The sequence below is a fragment of the Pseudokineococcus basanitobsidens genome, from assembly GCF_037482545.1.
In the GTDB taxonomy this organism is placed as follows: Bacteria; Actinomycetota; Actinomycetes; order Actinomycetales; family Quadrisphaeraceae; genus Pseudokineococcus; species Pseudokineococcus basanitobsidens.
Map to the genome: position 1 here is coordinate 364,396 of NZ_JBBIAA010000002.1, position 17,792 is coordinate 382,187.

At 77.4% G+C, this 17,792-nt stretch carries 14 protein-coding genes and 1 pseudogene; 14 read left to right on the forward strand and 1 reads right to left on the reverse strand.

The annotated features are described in order from the left end of the window. The first annotated feature begins 226 nt into the window (after nt 1–226). The 12 genes and pseudogenes from WDZ17_RS04010 to WDZ17_RS04060 all read left to right on the forward strand — a co-directional run bounded on the left by WDZ17_RS04010 (nt 227) and on the right by WDZ17_RS04060 (nt 15,974). Complete coding sequence (locus tag WDZ17_RS04010; protein WP_339573834.1) at nt 227–1,360, forward strand: mannose-1-phosphate guanylyltransferase; 1,134 nt, start codon at nt 227–229, stop codon at nt 1,358–1,360. A 520-nt stretch (nt 1,361–1,880) separates the two neighbouring features. Next, nucleotides 1,881–2,846 (forward strand): annotated as a pseudogene (locus tag WDZ17_RS17440) (methylmalonyl-CoA mutase family protein); the annotation flags it as partial. Nucleotides 2,847–3,458: 612 nt separating this feature from the next. After that, nucleotides 3,459–5,669 (forward strand): methylmalonyl-CoA mutase, encoded by a 2,211-nt coding sequence (gene scpA, locus WDZ17_RS17445; RefSeq protein ID WP_422631816.1) that lies wholly within the window; start codon nt 3,459–3,461, stop codon nt 5,667–5,669. Continuing rightward, the gene (gene meaB / locus WDZ17_RS04020; RefSeq protein WP_339573836.1) at nt 5,666–6,742 is read left to right on the forward strand and encodes a methylmalonyl Co-A mutase-associated GTPase MeaB; all 1,077 of its coding nucleotides are present in this window, start codon (nt 5,666–5,668) and stop codon (nt 6,740–6,742) included. Before scpA ends, meaB begins: the two co-directional genes overlap by 4 nt. A gap of 149 nt (nt 6,743–6,891) precedes the next feature. Continuing rightward, entirely contained in the window at nt 6,892–8,058 is a 1,167-nt protein-coding gene (locus WDZ17_RS04025) for an amidohydrolase (protein WP_422631817.1), read from the forward strand. 136 nt (nt 8,059–8,194) lie between these two features. After that, the gene (locus tag WDZ17_RS04030) at nt 8,195–9,289 is read left to right on the forward strand and encodes a BMP family lipoprotein (protein ID WP_339573838.1); all 1,095 of its coding nucleotides are present in this window, start codon (nt 8,195–8,197) and stop codon (nt 9,287–9,289) included. Between the two features lie 202 nt (nt 9,290–9,491). Continuing rightward, on the forward strand, nt 9,492–11,147 hold the full coding sequence (locus tag WDZ17_RS04035) for an ABC transporter ATP-binding protein (protein WP_339573839.1): 1,656 nt from the start codon (nt 9,492–9,494) through the stop codon (nt 11,145–11,147). After that, nucleotides 11,144–12,391, forward strand: a complete 1,248-nt coding sequence (locus WDZ17_RS04040; RefSeq protein ID WP_339573840.1) for an ABC transporter permease — start codon at nt 11,144–11,146, stop codon at nt 12,389–12,391. The genes WDZ17_RS04035 and WDZ17_RS04040 overlap by 4 nt, the downstream gene beginning before the upstream one ends. Then, entirely contained in the window at nt 12,388–13,686 is a 1,299-nt protein-coding gene (locus WDZ17_RS04045) for an ABC transporter permease (protein WP_339573841.1), read from the forward strand. The genes WDZ17_RS04040 and WDZ17_RS04045 overlap by 4 nt, the downstream gene beginning before the upstream one ends. A gap of 19 nt (nt 13,687–13,705) precedes the next feature. After that, nucleotides 13,706–14,134: a cytidine deaminase gene (locus tag WDZ17_RS04050; protein WP_339573842.1), complete on the forward strand. Its 429-nt coding sequence runs from the start codon at nt 13,706–13,708 to the stop codon at nt 14,132–14,134. 23 nt (nt 14,135–14,157) lie between these two features. Further along, on the forward strand, nt 14,158–15,471 hold the full coding sequence (locus WDZ17_RS04055; RefSeq protein ID WP_339573843.1) for a thymidine phosphorylase: 1,314 nt from the start codon (nt 14,158–14,160) through the stop codon (nt 15,469–15,471). A 182-nt stretch (nt 15,472–15,653) separates the two neighbouring features. Beyond that, nucleotides 15,654–15,974, forward strand: coding sequence for a hypothetical protein (locus WDZ17_RS04060; protein ID WP_339573844.1), 321 nt, complete (start codon nt 15,654–15,656; stop codon nt 15,972–15,974). 121 nt (nt 15,975–16,095) lie between these two features. Here the strand turns inward: WDZ17_RS04060 and WDZ17_RS04065 are convergent, their stop codons facing one another. Next, nucleotides 16,096–16,728 carry an aminoacyl-tRNA deacylase gene (locus WDZ17_RS04065; protein ID WP_339573845.1) on the reverse strand — a complete coding sequence of 211 codons (633 nt, stop codon included), beginning with the start codon at nt 16,726–16,728 and terminating at the stop codon, nt 16,096–16,098. 454 nt (nt 16,729–17,182) lie between these two features. Between WDZ17_RS04065 and WDZ17_RS04070 the strand changes: the two genes are divergently transcribed. Continuing rightward, the gene (locus tag WDZ17_RS04070; protein ID WP_339573846.1) at nt 17,183–17,590 is read left to right on the forward strand and encodes a DUF6504 family protein; all 408 of its coding nucleotides are present in this window, start codon (nt 17,183–17,185) and stop codon (nt 17,588–17,590) included. Continuing rightward, on the forward strand, nt 17,577–17,792 hold a 216-nt coding region (locus tag WDZ17_RS04075), incomplete at its 3' end, for an SAV_6107 family HEPN domain-containing protein (protein ID WP_339573847.1). The genes WDZ17_RS04070 and WDZ17_RS04075, both read left to right, overlap by 14 nt.

A 17,792-nucleotide genomic window follows, 5' to 3' on the forward strand; every position in this document is an offset into this window, starting at 1 on the left:
TGCTGCGGGTGGTGGCTGTGGCCACGGGCGCGCTCCTGCCTGAGGTGGTGTCTCGGGGCGCCGGCCGGAGCCCCGGGGCCCGCGTCCCGCGAGGCCGTCGAGGGCTCGTCGGGGTGCCGCGGAGACCTCCATGCTACGGAGCGTCCGGGTGGTCCTCGCGGCGGGGCGTCACCCGCTCGCCCCGTCGTGACCCATCCGGCTCGCCCGGGTCTGCGAACCTACGTCCATGAGGACCTCCGGGGGACCGCTCGACCACTTCTGGGGCGTCGTGCCGGCCGGGGGCTCGGGCACGCGGCTGTGGCCGCTGTCGCGCGCCGGCGCCCCGAAGTTCCTGCACGACCTCACGGCCTCGGGCCGCACGCTCGTGCAGTCGACGTGGGACCGGCTGGTGCCGCTCGCCTCGGCGGAGCGGCTCCTGCTCGTGACGGGCGAGGTGCACGCCCGGGCCGTCAGCGAGCAGCTGCCGCAGCTGGAGCGGGGCAACCTGCTGCTCGAGCCGTCGCCCCGTGACTCCATGGCGGCGATCGGGCTGGCCGCCGCCGTCGTCGCGCGCCGGGACCCGGACGCCGTCGTGGGCTCCTTCGCCGCCGACCACCTCATCCCGGACGCGCGCGCCTTCGGCGCCGCCGTGCGCCAGGCGGCCGCGGCCGCGCAGGAGGGCCACGTCGTCACCATCGGCATCGAGCCGACCGGCCCCTCCACCGCGTTCGGGTACGTCCGCACCGGGGAGCCCCTCGGCGTGGCGGGCGCCCCGGACGCCGCCCGGGCCACCGGCTTCACCGAGAAGCCGGACGCCGCGACCGCCGAGCAGTACCTCGCCACCGGCGAGTACCGCTGGAACGCGGGCATGTTCGTCGCGCGGGCGGACGTGCTGCTCGGCCACCTGCGCGACCAGCTGCCGCAGCTGCACGCCGGGCTGCTCGAGCTCGCCGAGGCGCACGAGGACCTGCCGGCGCACAAGGCCGCCGCCGTCGTCGAGCGCATCTGGCCGACGCTGACGAAGATCGCCATCGACCACGCCATCGCCGAGCCGGTGGCCGCCGCCGGCGGCGTCGCCGTCGTCCGCGGGTCGTTCTCCTGGGACGACGTCGGGGACTGGGACGCGCTGGCCTCCCTCGTCCCCGACCTGGGCAGCGGCTCGGACGTGCGCGTGCTCGGCGACATGGAGTCCGTCCTGACCCAGGACACGACGGGCGTCGTCGTGCCGCGCGGGCACCGGACGGTGGCGGTCATCGGGCTCTCCGACGTCGTCGTCGTCGACACCGAGGACGCCGTCCTCGTCACGACGCGCGCGCGGGCCCAGGAGGTCAAGCAGGTCGTCGAGGCCCTACGGGCGAAGGGGCGCGCCGACCTGCTCTGACGACCCACCGGAGCACCGCCGGGGGCGACCGTCCGGCCGCCGAGCCGTCGGAGACGGGTGACGCGGCCCGCCGCCTAGCATCCCGGGCGTGACGTCGACGTCCCTCCCGCCCGCCGGCACCCCCGACGACCCTGCCGGTGGTCGGTCGGAGCGGGCCGGGCTGGAGGCGTGGCGGGACGCCGTGGCCGCCGTGCTGCGCCGCGGCGGACGCCTCGGCGACGACGAGCGGCCGCCGGCGCCCGAGGAGCTGCTCGCGACGTCCGACGCGGACGGCCTGCGGGTCCCGGCCCTGGCGCTCGGCCCCGTCCCGGACCCCGGGCCACCCGGAGGTGCCCCGCACGCCCGGGGCGCGGCGCCGCTGGGCGCCCCCCGCGTCGGCCGGGACGCCGAGCGGCCCGGCGGGTGGGACGTGCGCCAGCGCGTCACGGGGTCGGACCCCGTCGCCGTCCGCGCGGACGCGCTCGCCGAGCTCGAGGGCGGGGCCACCTCCCTGTGGCTCGACGTCGGCGGGCCCGGCGGGGTGAGCACGGCCGACCTGCCCGCCGCGCTGGAGGGCGTCCTGCTCGACCTCGCCCCCGTCGTCCTGCGGACCGCCGCGGCCGCGGACCCGGTGGTCGCGGCGCGCGCGCTGCTCGCCCTCGCGCCCGCCCGGGGCGCCGCCGGGCCGGTGGCGCTCGGGGTCGGCGCCGACCCGCTGGCCCGGGCCGCCCGCACCGGCCGGCCCGACCCGGACGGCGAGGGGGGGCGCACCGTCGTGCTCGCCCTCGCCGAGGCGGCCCTGGCGCACCCGCTGGCACCGGGCGCGCTTGCCGTCGACGCGCTGCCCGCCCACCGGGCCGGGGCGAGCCCGGCGCAGACGCTCGCGTGGGGCGTCGCGGCCGCCCTGGCGCACCTGCGCTGGCTCCTCGCCGCCGGGACCGACCCGGCGCAGGCGGCCCGCCTGCTGGAGCTGCGGCTGCCGGTCACCGTCGAGCAGTGGACGTCCACGGCGTCCGTGCGCGCCGCGCGCGTGCTGTGGTCGAGGGCGGCCGGCCTGCTCGGGGTGCCGGAGGAGGCGTGCGGGCTGCGCGTGCACGCCGTCACCTCCCCGGTCATGGCCGGGGTGCGGGACGCCCACGTCGACGTCCTGCGCGGCACGGTCGCCGCGCTGGCGGCCGGGGTCGGGGGCGCGGACGCGGTCACCGTGCTGCCGCACGACGCCGCCGCCGGGCTGCCGGACCGGTCCGCGCGGCGCCTCGCGCGCGGGACCTCCTCGATCCTGCTGGCGGAGTCCTCTCTCGGCCGGGTCGTCGACCCGGCCGGCGGCGCGCCGGCGATCGAGGAGCGCACGGGGGCGCTCGCCGCCCGCGCGTGGGAGCTGCTCGTCGACCTCGAGCGCCGGGGCGGGCCGCTCGCCGCGCTCGCCGACGGCTCCGCGGCGGCCTCCTGGGCGTCCGCGTGGGCCGACCGGCGCCGCGCCGTCGCGACGCGCCGAACGCCGCTGACCGGCACCACGACGGTCGTCGAGGTGGCGTCGCGCCGGCTCGTGCGCGCGCCGGACCCGGCGGCCGGGGCCGAGGGCACGGGGGGCTGGCCGGTGCACCGCTGGGCGGAGGACGTCGACGTCCTGCGCGACCGGGCGGACGCCCTGCGCGGGTCCGGACCGCCCCCGCGCGCCGGGGTGCTGGTGCTCCCCGGCGGTCGCGCCACCGCGGCCTGGGCCACGGGGGTGCTGGCCGTCGCCGGGGTCGAGGGCGTCGAGCTCCCGGCGGGGGAGCCCTCCGCACCGGCGCCGGCCGTCGTCGTGCTCGCGGGCGGGGACGACGCGGCGCGGGCGTCCGCCGCCGCCGACGTGCGCTCCCGGGGGGCCACGCGGGTCCTGCTCGCGCTCGCCGGCGCCCGCGGGGACGCCGCACCGCCGGCCGGGGTGGACGAGGCCGTCGCCGAGGGCGACGACGTGCTCGTCGTCCTGCACCGCGTGCTGGACGCGCTGGGGGCGCCCCCGCCGCCGCCCTCCCCGTCGTCGCCCTCCCCGTGGTCGCCCCGAGCGACGTCGGGCGCGCCCGAGCCGGGACCCGACGTCCAGGGGCCCGACGTCCCGCGACCGGCGGGGCCGGAGCTGCTCGACGCGCCGCTCGTGCCGTCGGGGGAGGGGGCGCGCCGGTCGCGGACCGCACGCCCGGCGTCCGGCGACGTCCCGGTGTGGCGCACGCCCGAGGGGGTCGACGTCCCGGCGCTCGCGACCGCGGACGACGTCGCCGACCTGCCCGCCGGGGACCGCGCGGCGGTCGCCTCCTTGCCCGGTCGGGCGCCGTACCTGCGCGGGCCCTACCCCACGATGTACACGACGCAGCCGTGGACCGTCCGTCAGTACGCGGGGTTCTCGACGGCGGCCGAGTCGAACGCCTTCTACCGCCGTGCCCTGGCGTCCGGGCAGCGCGGCCTGTCGGTCGCCTTCGACCTCGCGACCCACCGCGGCTACGACTCCGACCACCCGCGCGTCGCGGGCGACGTCGGCATGGCCGGCGTCGCGGTGGACTCGATCCTCGACGCGCGGGAGCTCTTCGACGGCATCCCGCTCGGCGAGATGAGCGTCTCGATGACGATGAACGGGGCGGTGCTGCCTGTCCTGGCCCTCTACGTCGCGGCCGCGGAGGAGCAGGGCGTCGACCGGTCGCGGCTCACGGGGACCATCCAGAACGACATCCTCAAGGAGTTCATGGTCCGCAACACCTACATCTACCCGCCCGGGCCCTCCATGCGGTGCGTGAGCGACGTCTTCGCGCACACCTCGGCGCGGATGCCGCGCTTCAACTCGATCTCCATCAGCGGGTACCACATGCAGGAGGCCGGGGCCACGGCCGACCTCGAGCTCGCGTACACGCTGGCCGACGGCGTGGAGTACGTGCGGGCCGGTCTCGCGGCGGGCCTGCCCGTCGACGCCTTCGCCCCCCGGCTGTCCTTCTTCTGGGCCATCGGCACGAGCCACCTCACGGAGATCGCCAAGATGCGGGCCGCCCGGGTGCTGTGGAGCCGGCTGATGGCGCAGTTCTCCCCGGAGAGCCCCAGGTCGTCGACGCTCCGCGCCCACTGCCAGACGTCCGGGTGGTCCCTCGCGGCCGCCGACGTCCAGCTCAACGTGGTGCGCACCTGCGTCGAGGCGATGGCCGCGACGGCGGGCGGCACCCAGTCGCTGCACACCAACGCCCTCGACGAGGCGCTCGCGCTGCCGAGCGACACCGCGGCGCGCACCGCACGGGTGACGCAGCTGCTGCTGCAGCAGGAGACCGGGGCGGTGGACGTCGTCGACCCGTGGGGCGGGTCGTGGAGCCTCGAGCGCCTGACGAGCGACCTCGCGCGCCGGGCGCAGGCCCACCTGGACGAGGTCGAGGCGGCGGGCGGGATGGCCCGGGCCATCGAGGAGGGCATCCCCAAGCGGCGCATCGAGGAGGCGGCGGCGCGCACCCAGGCGCGCATCGACGCCCGGCGCCAGCAGCTCGTCGGCGTCAACGTCTTCACGGTCCCGCGGGAGGAGCAGGACGTCGTCGAGGTCCGCCGCGTCGAGGCGGCGGGTGTCCGCGCCCAGCAGGTGGCCAAGCTGGACCGGCTGCGGCGCGAGCGCGACGACCACGCCGTGCAGCAGGCCCTGCACCGCCTGACCGCCGCCGCGCGGGCGGCCGCGGACGGCACCCGCCGGGGCGGGCCGGACGCCGCCGACGGCAACCTGCTCGCGCTGTCGGTGGAGGCGGCGCACGCGCACGCCACGGTGGGGGAGATGTCGGCCGCGCTCGAGGAGGTCTTCGGGCGCCACACGGGGGCGGTCAGCACCGTCACGGGCGTGTACCGGCGCGAGGTCGCCTCCGAGGCGGACGCGGGCGCCGACGCCGTCGCCGCGGTGGCGGCCGACGTCGCCGCCTTCGAGGAGGAGGAGGGGCGCCGGCCGCGCATCCTCGTCGCCAAGATGGGCCAGGACGGCCACGACCGCGGGCAGAAGGTCATCGCCACCGCCTTCGCCGACCTCGGCTTCGACGTGGACGTCGGCCCGCTCTTCTCGACGCCGGAGGAGGTCGCCCGCCAGGCCGTGGAGGCCGACGTCCACGTCGTCGGCGTCTCCTCCCTCGCCGCGGGGCACCTCGTCCTCGTGCCGCAGCTGCGGGAGGCGCTCGCGGAGCAGGGGCGCGAGGACGTCGTCGTCGTGGTCGGGGGCGTCGTCCCGCCCGACGACGTCCCGCAGCTGCTCGCGATGGGGGCGGCCGCGGTCTTCGGGCCCGGGACCGTGGTCGCGAGCGCGGCGCGGGACGTGCTCGCCGAGGTCCGGGCGCGGCGGTGACCGAGGACGCCCGCCCGGGTGGGGCGCCGGACCCGCCGCGCCGCCGGCCGGTCGACGTGCCGGCGCTCGTGGCCGGCGTGCTGGCCGGCCGCCGCGGCGACGTCGCGCGGGCGCTGACGCTCGTGGAGTCGCGGCGGGCCGACCACCGGGAGCAGGCCGACGCGATGCTGACGGCGCTGCTGCCGCACGCCGGCGGCGCCGTGCGGCTCGGCGTGACGGGCGTGCCGGGGGTCGGGAAGTCCACGTTCGTCGAGGCGCTCGGCACCCGGCTGACCGGTGCCGGGCGCCGCGTCGCCGTGCTCGCCGTGGACCCGAGCTCCTCGCGCACCGGGGGCTCGATCCTGGGCGACAAGACGCGGATGGCGCGCCTGGCGACCGACCCCGCCGCCTTCGTCCGGCCCTCCCCGACCGCCGGGACGCTGGGGGGCGTCGCCCGGGCGACCCGCGAGGCCGTCGTCGTGGTCGAGGCGGCCGGCCACGACGTCGTGCTGGTGGAGACCGTCGGCGTGGGCCAGTCCGAGGCCGCGGTGGCCGAGATGGTCGACACCTTCTGCGTGCTCGTCCTGGCCCGCAGCGGCGACGCGCTGCAGGGCATCAAGAAGGGCGTCCTCGAGCTCGCGGACCTCCTCGTCGTGCACAAGGCCGACGGGCCGCACGCCGCGGACGCGCGCTCGGCGGCCTCCGAGGCGCGCTCGGCGCTGCGGCTCGTCACGCCCCCGGACGCGCTGTGGCACCCACCCGTCCTCGAGGCCAGCTCGACGACCGGCCGCGGCGTCGCCGAGACCTGGGACGCCGTGCTCGAGCACCGCCGGGTGCTCGAGCGCGCGGGGGAGCTGGCGCGGCGGCGCGGGGAGCAGCAGGTGGGCTGGATGCGGGCCGCCGTCCGCGAGGCGCTGCTCGCCCGGCTCGACGAGCCCGCCGCCCGGGCCCGCGCCGAGGAGCTCGCGCAGCGGGTGCGGACCGGGGTCCTGCCGGCCACCGAGGCCGCCCGGGAGCTCGTCGACTCCCTCGGGCCGCCGCCGGGGGCCGCGCAGGCTCCCGCACGGCGAGAGGGGCCGCCGGCACCGGTATAGCGTCGCGGGCCGTGACGAGCACCGACCCCAGCGCCCCGCCGACCGCCGCCGTCACCCGGGGCGAGGGCGCCGACCACGCCGACCACACGGGCCAGGCCGACCACGCGGGCCAGGCCGACCACACGGACCACGAGGCCCACGAGGACGCCGTGCGGGACCTCGTGGACGAGCTCGCCCCCGCCCTGGTGCCCGGGCTCGTCGCGCTGCGCCGGGACCTTCACGCCCACCCCGAGCTCGGGCACCACGAGCACCGCACGACGCAGCTGCTCGCGGAGCGGCTCGAGGCGGCGGGCCTGGCGCCCCAGCTGCTGCCCGGCACCGGGCTCGTGTGCGACGTCGGCGACCCGGCGGCGGCGCCCGTCGTGCTGCGCGCCGACATCGACGCGCTGCCCGTCACCGAGACCAGCGGCGTCCCGTTCGCCTCGACGACGCCGGGCACGACGCACGCGTGCGGGCACGACGTGCACACCGTCGTCGTCCTCGGGGCGGCGCTCGTGCTCGTCGAGGCGCACCGCCGGGGGCTGCTGGGCGGCCGGGTGCGGCTGCTCTTCCAGCCCGCCGAGGAGGTCACGCCCGGCGGGGCGGTCGAGGTGCTCGCGACGGGCGTGCTCGAGGGGGCCCAGCGCTTCTACGCCGTGCACTGCGACCCCCGGCTCGACGTCGGGCGCGTGGGGCTGCGGCACGGCGCCATCACCTCGGCCTCCGACCACGTCCGCGTGCGTCTGCGGGGCAGCGGGGGGCACACCTCCCGCCCGCACCTCACCGGGGACCTGGTCTTCGCGCTGGGGCAGGTCGTCACGTCCCTGCCGGCGGTGCTCTCGCGCCGCCTCGACCCGCGGACGGGCGTGAACCTCACCTGGGGGCGGGTCGAGGCGGGCAACGCCCCCAACGCGATCCCCGTCCAGGGCTGCGTCGAGGGCACCCTGCGCGTCCTGGACGTCGCGGCGTGGAAGGAGGCCGGCGACATCCTGCGCGAGGTCGTCGCCTCGGTGGCGGCGCCCTACGCCGTGGAGGCCGTCGTCGAGATCACCCCCAGCGTGCCGCCCGTCGACAACGACGAGGACAGCGTCCGCGCCTTCCAGCACGCGGCCCGGCTCGTCCTGCCCGAGGGCGCCGAGGCCCGCACCGAGCAGAGCCTCGGCGGCGAGGACTTCGGCTGGTACCTGCAGGACGGCGCCCCGGGGGCGCTCGCGCGGCTCGGGACGCGCTCGCCGGGCGGGCGCACCTTCGACCTGCACCAGGGCGACTTCGTCGCCGACGAGGGGGCCGTGGAGGTCGGGGTGCGGCTGGTCGCCGCCGTCGCCCTGCTGGGCTGAGCCCGGGCGAGCGGCATCACGGTCCGGTCTCGGCCGGGCGCCGGTCCGCGACGTCGTCCCGCCGGGCCGCGGGCACTGCCTATAGTCCCCGGCGACCCGCCGCGGACCGGCCCGGCGGTCCCGAGGAGGAGCACCCGTGAAGAAGACCGTGCGGACAGGCGCCCTCGTCGGCGCGCTCGCGCTGGCGCTGACCGCCTGCGGCGACGCCCCCGACGAGACGACCACCGACGCGGGGGGTGCCTCGGGTGCCCCCGAGGGGTCGAGCGACTACCTCACCTGCCTCGTCTCGGACGCGGGCGGCTTCGACGACCAGTCGTTCAACCAGTCCGCCCGCGAGGGCGCCGAGGCGGCCCGCGACGACCTGGGCGTCGAGGTCCAGGAGATCGAGTCCCAGTCGGACGCGGACTACGAGCCCAACATCCAGCAGACGGTGCAGCTCGGCTGCGACCTCACCGTGTCCGTGGGCTTCAACCTGGCCGACGCCACGGGCGCCGCCGCCGAGGCGAACCCCGACCTGGACTACGCGCTCGTGGACGCGGCGACCGAGCAGTCCTACGACAACCTCAAGCCGCTGCTCTTCGACACCGCGCAGGCGTCCTTCCTCGCCGGCTACCTCGCGGCGGGGACGACCGAGACGGGCACCATCGCGACCTTCGGCGGCCTGCAGATCCCGTCGGTCACGGTCTTCATGGACGGCTTCGCCGAGGGCGCGCAGTACTACGACGAGCAGAACGGCTCGGACACCACGGTGCTCGGCTGGGACGTCGACGCGCAGACCGGCTCCTTCACCGGCGACTTCGACAACCAGACCAACGGCGTGAACACCGCCCAGAACTTCATCGACCAGGGCGCCGACATCATCCTGCCCGTGGCGGGCCCCGTCGGGCTCGGCGCGGCCTCGGCCATCCAGGGCGCCGACGGCGTCAAGCTCATCTGGGTGGACTCCGACGGCTACGAGTCCACCGAGTACGGCGACATCATCCTCACGAGCGTCGTGAAGGAGATCGGCGCCGCCGTGCAGGACGCGGTGCAGGCCGGCGTCGACGACGAGTTCTCCGGCGACCCCTACGTCGGGACCCTCGAGAACGGCGGCGTGTCGCTGGCGCCGTACCACGACTTCGAGGACCAGGTCCCGGCCGAGCTGCAGGACCAGATCACGCAGCTGCAGGAGCAGATCGTCTCGGGCGAGGTGACGGTCGAGTCGCCGTCCTCGCCCAGCACCGGCGGCTGAGCCGCCCGACGGAGCACCAGCCCCGCCCAGGCGGCGCCGACCCCGACCGGGTCGGCGCCGCCTCCGCGTGCGGCACACTCGCGGACGCGGGGCACGGCGCCGGAGCCCGCCCGCGGACCGACGCACCGGACGACCGCACCGGGCAGCACCACCCGGGCAGCACCACCCGGGGACAGCGCACCAGGCGACCAGGAGGACGGACGTGAGGCTCGAGCTCCGCGGCATCACGAAGCGGTTCGGGCCGCTCGTGGCCAACGACGCCATCGACCTGGTCGTGGAGCCGGGCGAGATCCACTGCCTGCTCGGCGAGAACGGCGCCGGCAAGAGCACGCTCATGAACGTCCTCTACGGGCTCTACTCACCCGACGACGGCGAGCTCGTCGTCGACGACCGGCCCATCACCTTCGACGGGCCCGGCGCGGCCATGGCCGCGGGCATCGGCATGGTCCACCAGCACTTCATGCTCGTGCCCGTCTTCACCGTCGCCGAGTCGGTCGTCCTCGGCCACGAGCGCACGAAGGGGTTGCTGCTCGACCTCGACGCGGCCCGCGAGCAGGTGCGCGAGATCTCCGACCGCTACGGCTTCGGCGTCGACCCGGACGCCCGCATCGAGGACCTGCCCGTCGGCGTCCAGCAGCGCGTGGAGATCATCAAGGCGCTCGTGGGGGACGCCCGCGTGCTGATCCTCGACGAGCCGACGGCGGTCCTCACCCCGCAGGAGACCGACGAGCTCATCGACATCATGCGCCAGCTCAAGGCGGGCGGGACGTCGGTCGTCTTCATCACGCACAAGCTCCGCGAGGTGCGGGCGGTGGCCGACCGCATCACCGTCATCCGCCGCGGGAAGGTCGTCGGCACGGCGTCCCCGCGGACGTCGGAGAACGAGCTCGCCTCGCTCATGGTCGGCCGGTCGGTGAGCCTCGGCGTCGGCAAGGAGCCGCCCCGGCGGGGGGAGGAGCACCTGGTCGTGCGGGACCTCGTCGTGCGCGACCCTCGCGGCGCCCGGGCCGTCGACGGCGTCTCGTTCTCCGTCGCCCGCGGCGAGGTCCTCGCCGTCGCCGGTGTCGACGGCAACGGCCAGAGCGAGCTCGCGGAGGCCGTCCTCGGCCTCGTGGAGGCCGAGTCCGGCTCCGTCCGCCTCGGCGGCCGCGAGCTGCTCGGCCTCGGCGTGCGCGGGGTCCTCGACGCGGGCGTCGGCTTCGTGCCGGAGGACCGCTCGAGCGACGGCGTCGTCGGGAGCCTGTCCGTCGCCGAGAACCTCGTCCTGGACCTCGTGCGGTCCCCGGAGTACCGGCGCGGCCTGAGCCTGCGGCGCGACGCGATCCGCGCCAACGCGGAACGGCGGGTGGAGGAGTTCGACGTGCGCACGCAGGGCGTGGACGCCCCCGTGGCGACGCTGTCCGGCGGCAACCAGCAGAAGGTCGTCCTCGCGCGCGAGCTGTCGCGCGAGCTCGAGCTCTTCGTCGCCTCCCAGCCCACGCGGGGCCTCGACGTCGGCTCCATCGAGTTCGTGCACCGCCGGATCGTCGCCGAGCGCGACGGGGGGACCCCGGTCGTCATCGTCTCCACCGAGCTGGACGAGGTCGTCGAGCTCGCCGACCGCATCGCCGTCATGTACCGGGGCAAGGTCGTGGGTCTCGTCGACGGCAGCACCGACCGCGACGTCCTCGGCCTCATGATGGCCGGCGTCCCCGAGGACGAGGCACGCCGCCAGGCGCAGGAGCGGCCCACGCGCGCCGACCACCCCGACGCCGCGGCCGACCACCCCGACGCCACGGCCGACCACCCCGACGCCACGGCCCGCCACGCCCACGAGGCGCCGGCCGGGGCGACGACCACCCGGGAGGAGGCGCCGTGAGCACGCAGAGGGCGCAGGCCGACGTCGAGCGGCCCGACCAGGAGGCCCCGCCCCCGGGCGGCGAGCCCGGCCGCTTCGGGACGGCGCTCGCCGCGGTCCGCGACGGCTCGGGGCTCCTCTCCCTGCTCGCGGTCGTGCTGGCGCTCGTCGTCGGCGCGGTCCTCATCGCCGTGGCGGACCCGCGAGTCCAGGAGACGGCGACCTACCTGACGGCACGGCCGAGCGACTTCTTCTCCGCCGTGGGCACGGCCGTGGGCGGTGCCTACACGGCGCTCCTGCAGGGGGCGGTCGTCGACTGGACGGCCGACACGCCGACGCGGGTGCTCCGCCCCCTCACCGAGACGCTCACGGTGGCCACGCCGCTCATCGGCGCCGGTCTCGGCGTGGCGCCCGGCTTCCGCGCGGGACTGTTCAACATCGGCGCCCAGGGCCAGATCATCGTCGGCGCCGTCCTCGCCGCGTACGTGGGCTTCGCCCTGGACCTGCCCGTCGTCCTGCACCTGGTCGTCGCCCTCGTCGGGGGCGTCGTCGGCGGCGCGCTGTGGGGCGGGGTCGCCGGCGGGCTCAAGGCCCGCACGGGCGCGCACGAGGTGATCGTCACGATCATGCTCAACTACGTCGCCCTGCGCGGCGTCGAGTACCTCCTGACGCTCGACGCCTTCCAGCGGGAGGGGCAGTCGAACCCCATCAGCCCCCCCGTCGCCGACTCGGCCCACCTGCCGCTGCTGCTCGGCCCCGGCTTCCGGCTGCACGCCGGCTTCCTGCTGGTGCTGCTCGCCGCGGTCGGCGTGTGGTGGCTGCTCGAGCGCAGCACCACCGGGTTCGCGCTGCGGGCCGTGGGGGCCAACCCCGCCGCCGCGCGGACGGCGGGCATCTCGGTGCCCCGCTCCTACGTCACGGTGATGCTCCTGTCCGGCGCCCTCGCCGGGCTCGCGGGCGCCGTCCACCTCCTCGGCACCGAGGACTCGCTGACGGCCGGTGTCGCCGGGTCCTTCGGCTTCGACGCCATCACCGTGGCCCTCCTCGGGCGCTCGCGGCCGGGCGGCGTCGTCCTCGCCGGGCTGCTCTTCGGCGCCCTGCAGGCGGGCGGGGTGTCGATGCAGGCGCGCACCGGGACGCCGGTCGACATCGTCCTCGTCGTGCAGTCCCTCATCGTCCTGTTCATCGCCGCGCCGCCGCTGGTGCGCGGGATCTTCCGCCTGCGGGAGCCGCAGGCCCGTGGAGCCTCGGGAGCCCGGGCATGAGCCTGCCGTCCGCCACCAGCACCGCCCCCGTCGCCGCGACGCCGCAGGACGGCCCGGACGCGCCGCGCCCGTCGCGCCGGGCGGCCGTCGTCATGGCCGTGCTCACGGTCGTGGGCCTGCTCTTCTTCGTCGTCCTCGCCGCCGGCGGGACGAGCACGCTGTCGCTCGCCTCCGCGGGGGACGTCGTGACGCTGCCGGACCTCGTGCTGCCGGCCCGGACGGTCTCGCTGGTCCTCCTGCTCGGCTGCGCGGCCCTGGTGGCCCTGGCCGTCGTCCGCACCGCCGCCGGTCGGCGCACCCCCGGCTGGGTCGTGCCCGTCTTCGGCGTCCTGCTCGTCCTGGCGTTCCTCGTGTGGGTGGTCACCGGGGCCCGCGTCTCGGTCGTCAGCCTGCTCGGCGGGACGCTCCTGCTCGGCGCGCCGCTCGTCTTCGGCGCCATGGCCGGCGTCGTCAGCGAGCGCTCCGGCGTGGTCAACATCGCCATCGAGGGGCAGCTGCTGCTCGGCGCCTTCGTCGGCGCCGTCGTCGCGTCGCTGTCGGGCACGGCGTACCTGGGCCTGGTCGCCGCACCCCTGGGCGGCATGCTCATCGGCCTGCTGCTCGCGGTCTTCACGGTCCGGTACCTCGTCAACCAGATCATCGTGGGCGTCGTCCTCAACGTGTTCGCGATCGGGCTGACGAGCTTCCTGTACTCGACGGTCCTGTCCGACAACGCGGGCTGGAACTCGCCGACGGGGCTGCCGGCGCTGCCGGTCCCCGTGCTGTCGGCGATCCCGGTGGTCGGGCCGGTCCTGTTCACGCAGAACCTGCTCGTCTACCTCATGTACGTCGTCGTGGCGGTGCTCACCGTCATGCTCTTCCGCAGCCGCTGGGGGCTGCGGCTGCGGGCCGTCGGGGAGCACCCGAAGGCGGCCGACACCGTCGGCATCCCCGTGGCCCGCACGCGCTTCCGCGCCGTGCTGCTCGGCGGGGCGATCGCCGGCCTCGGCGGGGCGTCCTTCACCCTCGGGGCCTCCGCCGCCGGTCTCGCCTTCAACCGGGAGATGACGGCGGGCAGCGGCTACATCGCCCTGGCCGCGATGATCTTCGGACGGTGGAGCCCCGTCGGCGCGCTGGGGGCGGCGCTCCTGTTCGGCTTCGCCTCGAACCTGCAGAACGTCCTGTCCGTCATCGGGACGCCCATCCCCAGCCAGTTCCTGCTCATGGCGCCCTACCTGGCGACGATCTTCGCGGTCGCCGGTCTCGTGGGGCGCGTGCGGGGACCGGCCGCGGCCGGCGAGCCGTACGAGAAGTGAGCCGGAGGAGGACCGCGCCGTGAGCGACGAGGGGCCCGGGGCCGTGGCCGGGGACGACGACGTCGACTGGCCGGCGCTGCGCGCGGCCGCGACCGAGGTCATGGGCCGCGCCTACGCGCCCTACTCGGGCTTCCCCGTGGGCGTGGCCGGCCTCGTCGACGACGGCCGCGTCGTCGTGGGCTGCAACGTCGAGAACGCCGGGTACGGCGTCACGCTCTGCGCGGAGTGCGGGATGGTCAGCGCGCTGCACGCGACCGGCGGCGGCCGGCTCGTCGCCGTCGCGTGCGTCGACCGCTCCGGCACCGCCCTGATGCCGTGCGGCCGGTGCCGGCAGCTGCTGTGGGAGAACGGCGGCCCCCGGTGCCTGCTGGACACCCCCGAGGGCGTCCTCGCGATGACCGCCGTGCTGCCGCAGGCCTTCGGCGCCGCCGACCTGGAGAGCCGCTGACCCCACGGCCGTAGGGTCCGGCCATGGCCCAGGAGACCCCCCGCAGCGAGCCCTTCGACGCCGTCGACGTCATCCGCACCAAGCGCGACGGCGGGGCGCTGCCCGACGCCCAGGTGGACTGGGTCGTCGACGCCTACACGCGGGGGGTCGTGGCCGAGGAGCAGATGTCCGCGCTGGCCATGGCGGTGCTGCTCAACGGCATGACCCGCGCGGAGACGGCGCGCTGGACCGCCGCGATGATCGCCTCGGGCGAGCGGCTCGACCTGTCCTCCGGGCTGTCGCGGCCGACGGCCGACAAGCACTCCACCGGCGGGGTCGGGGACAAGATCACGCTGCCGCTGGCCCCGCTCGTCGCGGCCTGCGGCGCGGCCGTCCCCCAGCTGTCCGGGCGCGGCCTCGGCCACACCGGCGGCACGCTGGACAAGATGGAGGCGATCCCGGGGTGGCGGGCGTCGCTGTCCACGGACGAGGTGCGCCGCCAGCTCGAGGACGTCGGCGCCGTCGTCTGCGCGGCGGGCGCGGACCTCGCCCCCGCGGACAAGCGCCTCTACGCGCTGCGGGACGTCACCGGCACCGTCGAGTCGGTGCCGCTCATCGCCAGCTCCATCATGAGCAAGAAGATCGCCGAGGGGACGGACGCGCTCGTCCTCGACGTCAAGGTCGGCTCGGGCGCGTTCATGAAGGACCTCGCCTCGGCGCGAGAGCTCGCGGGGACGATGGTCGCGCTCGGCACCGACGCCGGCGTGCGCACGGTCGCGCTGCTCACGGACATGTCGACGCCGCTCGGGCTGACCGCGGGCAACGCCCTGGAGGTGCGGGAGTCGGTCGAGGTCCTCGCCGGCGGGGGCCCGCGCGACGTCGTCGACCTCACCCTCGCCCTCGCCCGGGAGATGCTCGCCGCCGCCGGGGTGAACGGCACCGACCCGGCCGACGCCCTCGCCGACGGCCGCGCCATGGACGTCTGGCGCCGGATGGTCGCGGCGCAGGGCGGCGACGCCGACGCGGAGCTGCCCCGGGCCCGCGAGACCGACGTCGTCCTGGCGCCCGCCGACGGCGTCCTCGTCCGCCTCGACGCGCTCGCCGTGGGCGTGGCCGCCTGGCGCCTCGGCGCCGGGCGCGCGCGCCGCGAGGACCCGGTGCAGGCGGGCGCCGGCGTGGAGCTGCACGCGAAGCCGGGCGACGAGGTGCGCGCCGGGCAGCCGCTCATGACGCTGCACACGGACACCCCCGAGCGCTTCGCCCGCGCCCGCGAGGCCCTGGAGGGCGCCGCCGACGTCGCGTTGCAGGGGTCGCGGCCCGACGTCCCGGAGCTCGTGCTCGACCGCGTCGCCGGCTGACGGGGGTCACCGGGCGGCTCCGGGGGCCGGCCACGGTCCGGTCGGTGGCCGGGCAGAGGCAGCAGCAGGGACGGGGCAGCAGGGACGGGGCAGCAGGGACAGGGGCCACGGGCTCGCGGGGCAGCGGCCCAGCGACCAGGGTGGGGCCCGCGGGCACCCGCCCGCCGAGGACAGGAGGACGCGTGAGCGAGCAGACGCCCGGGACGGGCAGCGACGGCACCGAGGGCGACGAGGCGGAGGAGCCGCGCGACGTCGACGTCTTCGACAACGCCGAGGTCGAGACCGTGCAGGGCGAGCAGACGAGCTACGTCTCCCGCGCCTCCGGCGGTGGCTCGCCGCCGGAGGACCAGGACGAGACCACGCACCAGCCCGACACGACGGGCACCGCGGGCGGCGACCCGCTGGGGGGCGTCACCGCCGGCGAGGACGCGCCGTCCACCGACGGCGCCGTCAGCGGGGACACCGGGCCCGAGCACTCCGGCCAGCACGGCAGCGGCTACTGACGCGAGCCGCTCCGACGTCCGGTCGGCGGGGCCCGCCCCGCCGACCGGACGTCCCTCTCCTCCCGGGTCGGGCCTTCCCCGGTCGGGCCTTCCGGGTCGGGCCTGCCCTGGTCGGCCCGGCTCAGGTCGGGGGCCCGGCCGAGGCGAGCTCGACGGGGTGCCCGAGGGTGAGGCGCAGCAGCTCGTCGTGCCCCACGGCCAGCAGGGTGCCGGGACGGCCCGCGGGCACCCACAGGACCTCGTGCTCGCGGAGCGCCGTGTCGACGAGGACGGCCTCGACGACGAGGCGGTCGCCGGGCAGACCCAGGGGCGGCAGGTCCTCCGGGGACGAGCCGGTCAGCGCCCGCACCTCCCTCGGCGGAGGACGGCGCACGGACCCGACGCCGAGGCCGGTGGCTGCCTCGGCGACCTGGGAGAGCAGCAGCCGGCGACCCACCGGCGCGACGACGAGCAGCACGCGCACGGGAGCGCCGGCCGACGGCGCCGCGGGAGTGGTGGTCTCCCCGTCCGGGCCCTCCTGCTCCCCGTCCGGACCCTCCTGGGCCCTGCCTCCCACGTCCACCTCCTCGGCCAGGAGCAGGTGGCAGCGCACGAGGGCTCCCGCCGGTGCCCCGACCTGCGCGGCGAGGTCGTCCGCCGAGCGGGGGGCGTGGTCGAGGACGACGACGTCCGCGTCGGCGCCCGCGTCGGCCAGGGCGTGCCGCACCCGCGTGACGCGCGGGTCGACCTCGGCGCCCGTGACGACCTCGTCCACCGGGGGGCGCGCGTGCGCGTCCCGGCCGGAGGTCTCCTGGCCGGCCGCGCCCCCGCCCGGCGCCCACCTCGGGGGCGCGACCGTCCCCGGCGCCGGGGACGGGTCCTCGTGAGCCGGTGGGTGAGCCGGTGGGTGAGCCGGTGGAGGAGCCGGTGGGGGCACCGGTGGCATGCCCCGGGAGGCTAGTGCGCGCGACGCCCCGACGAGGGCGGCCACGCGGAGGGCGGCCCCGCCGTCGGCGGCCGGCCCCCGCCCCGGCGCCCCGTCCCCGGCCCCCCCGTCCCCGGACCCCTGCGGCTCCCGCACGGCACCCCGCACCCGCGTCCCCACGTCTGCGCGACCGTCTTGACGGCTGTCGGTGCCGGGCGCTTCACTGCTCCCGCGTTCGAACTGGTGTTCGACGACCAGCTCGGCAGGCAGCCAGAGGTCCCGTACGGGAGCCGGAGGAGGAAGCGTGGCACGCACCTACGACGACGAGGTCGCCGTCCGGACCGCTCCCGCGGGCGCGCCCGAGCACGCCGGCGAGGAGCAGCCGGACGCGTTCGTGTGGCACGGGCGGCTGCACGTCGTCCGCGCCGTCCTGGGGCGGTGGTACGAGCGGCGGGCGTGGTGGGAGCAGGACCCCCAGCGGGCGCCCGACCCGCCCCCGGCGCTCGCGGCCGCCGGCGGCCGCGGAGCGGCCACGGGCGACGGCAGCCCGACCGGCGCCGGGCGTACGGCGTCCCGGTCGCCGTCGCTGGACCGCGTGGTCTGGCGCGTGGAGGCCGGTGCCGGCCGGTCCGCGGGCAGCGGGGTCTACGAGCTGTGCCGGGAGGACCCGGCCCGGCCCGACGGGTGGAGCCTGCGCCGTGTCGACGACTGAGCGCACGAGGAGGGCGCCCCGGACGTCGGCGGGCGCCGGTCCCGTGCTCGCCGGCGCACCGGCCGCGGCGGCGGCCGACCTGCTGGCCCGGGCCGGGGAGGGGCTCGGGGCCTCCCGGGCGGCGACCTCGGCGGGCGAGCGCTACGTCGCCGCGCACCTGTCCGCGCTGCGCAGCGCCGCGGCGGTCCTGGCCGTGCGCGGG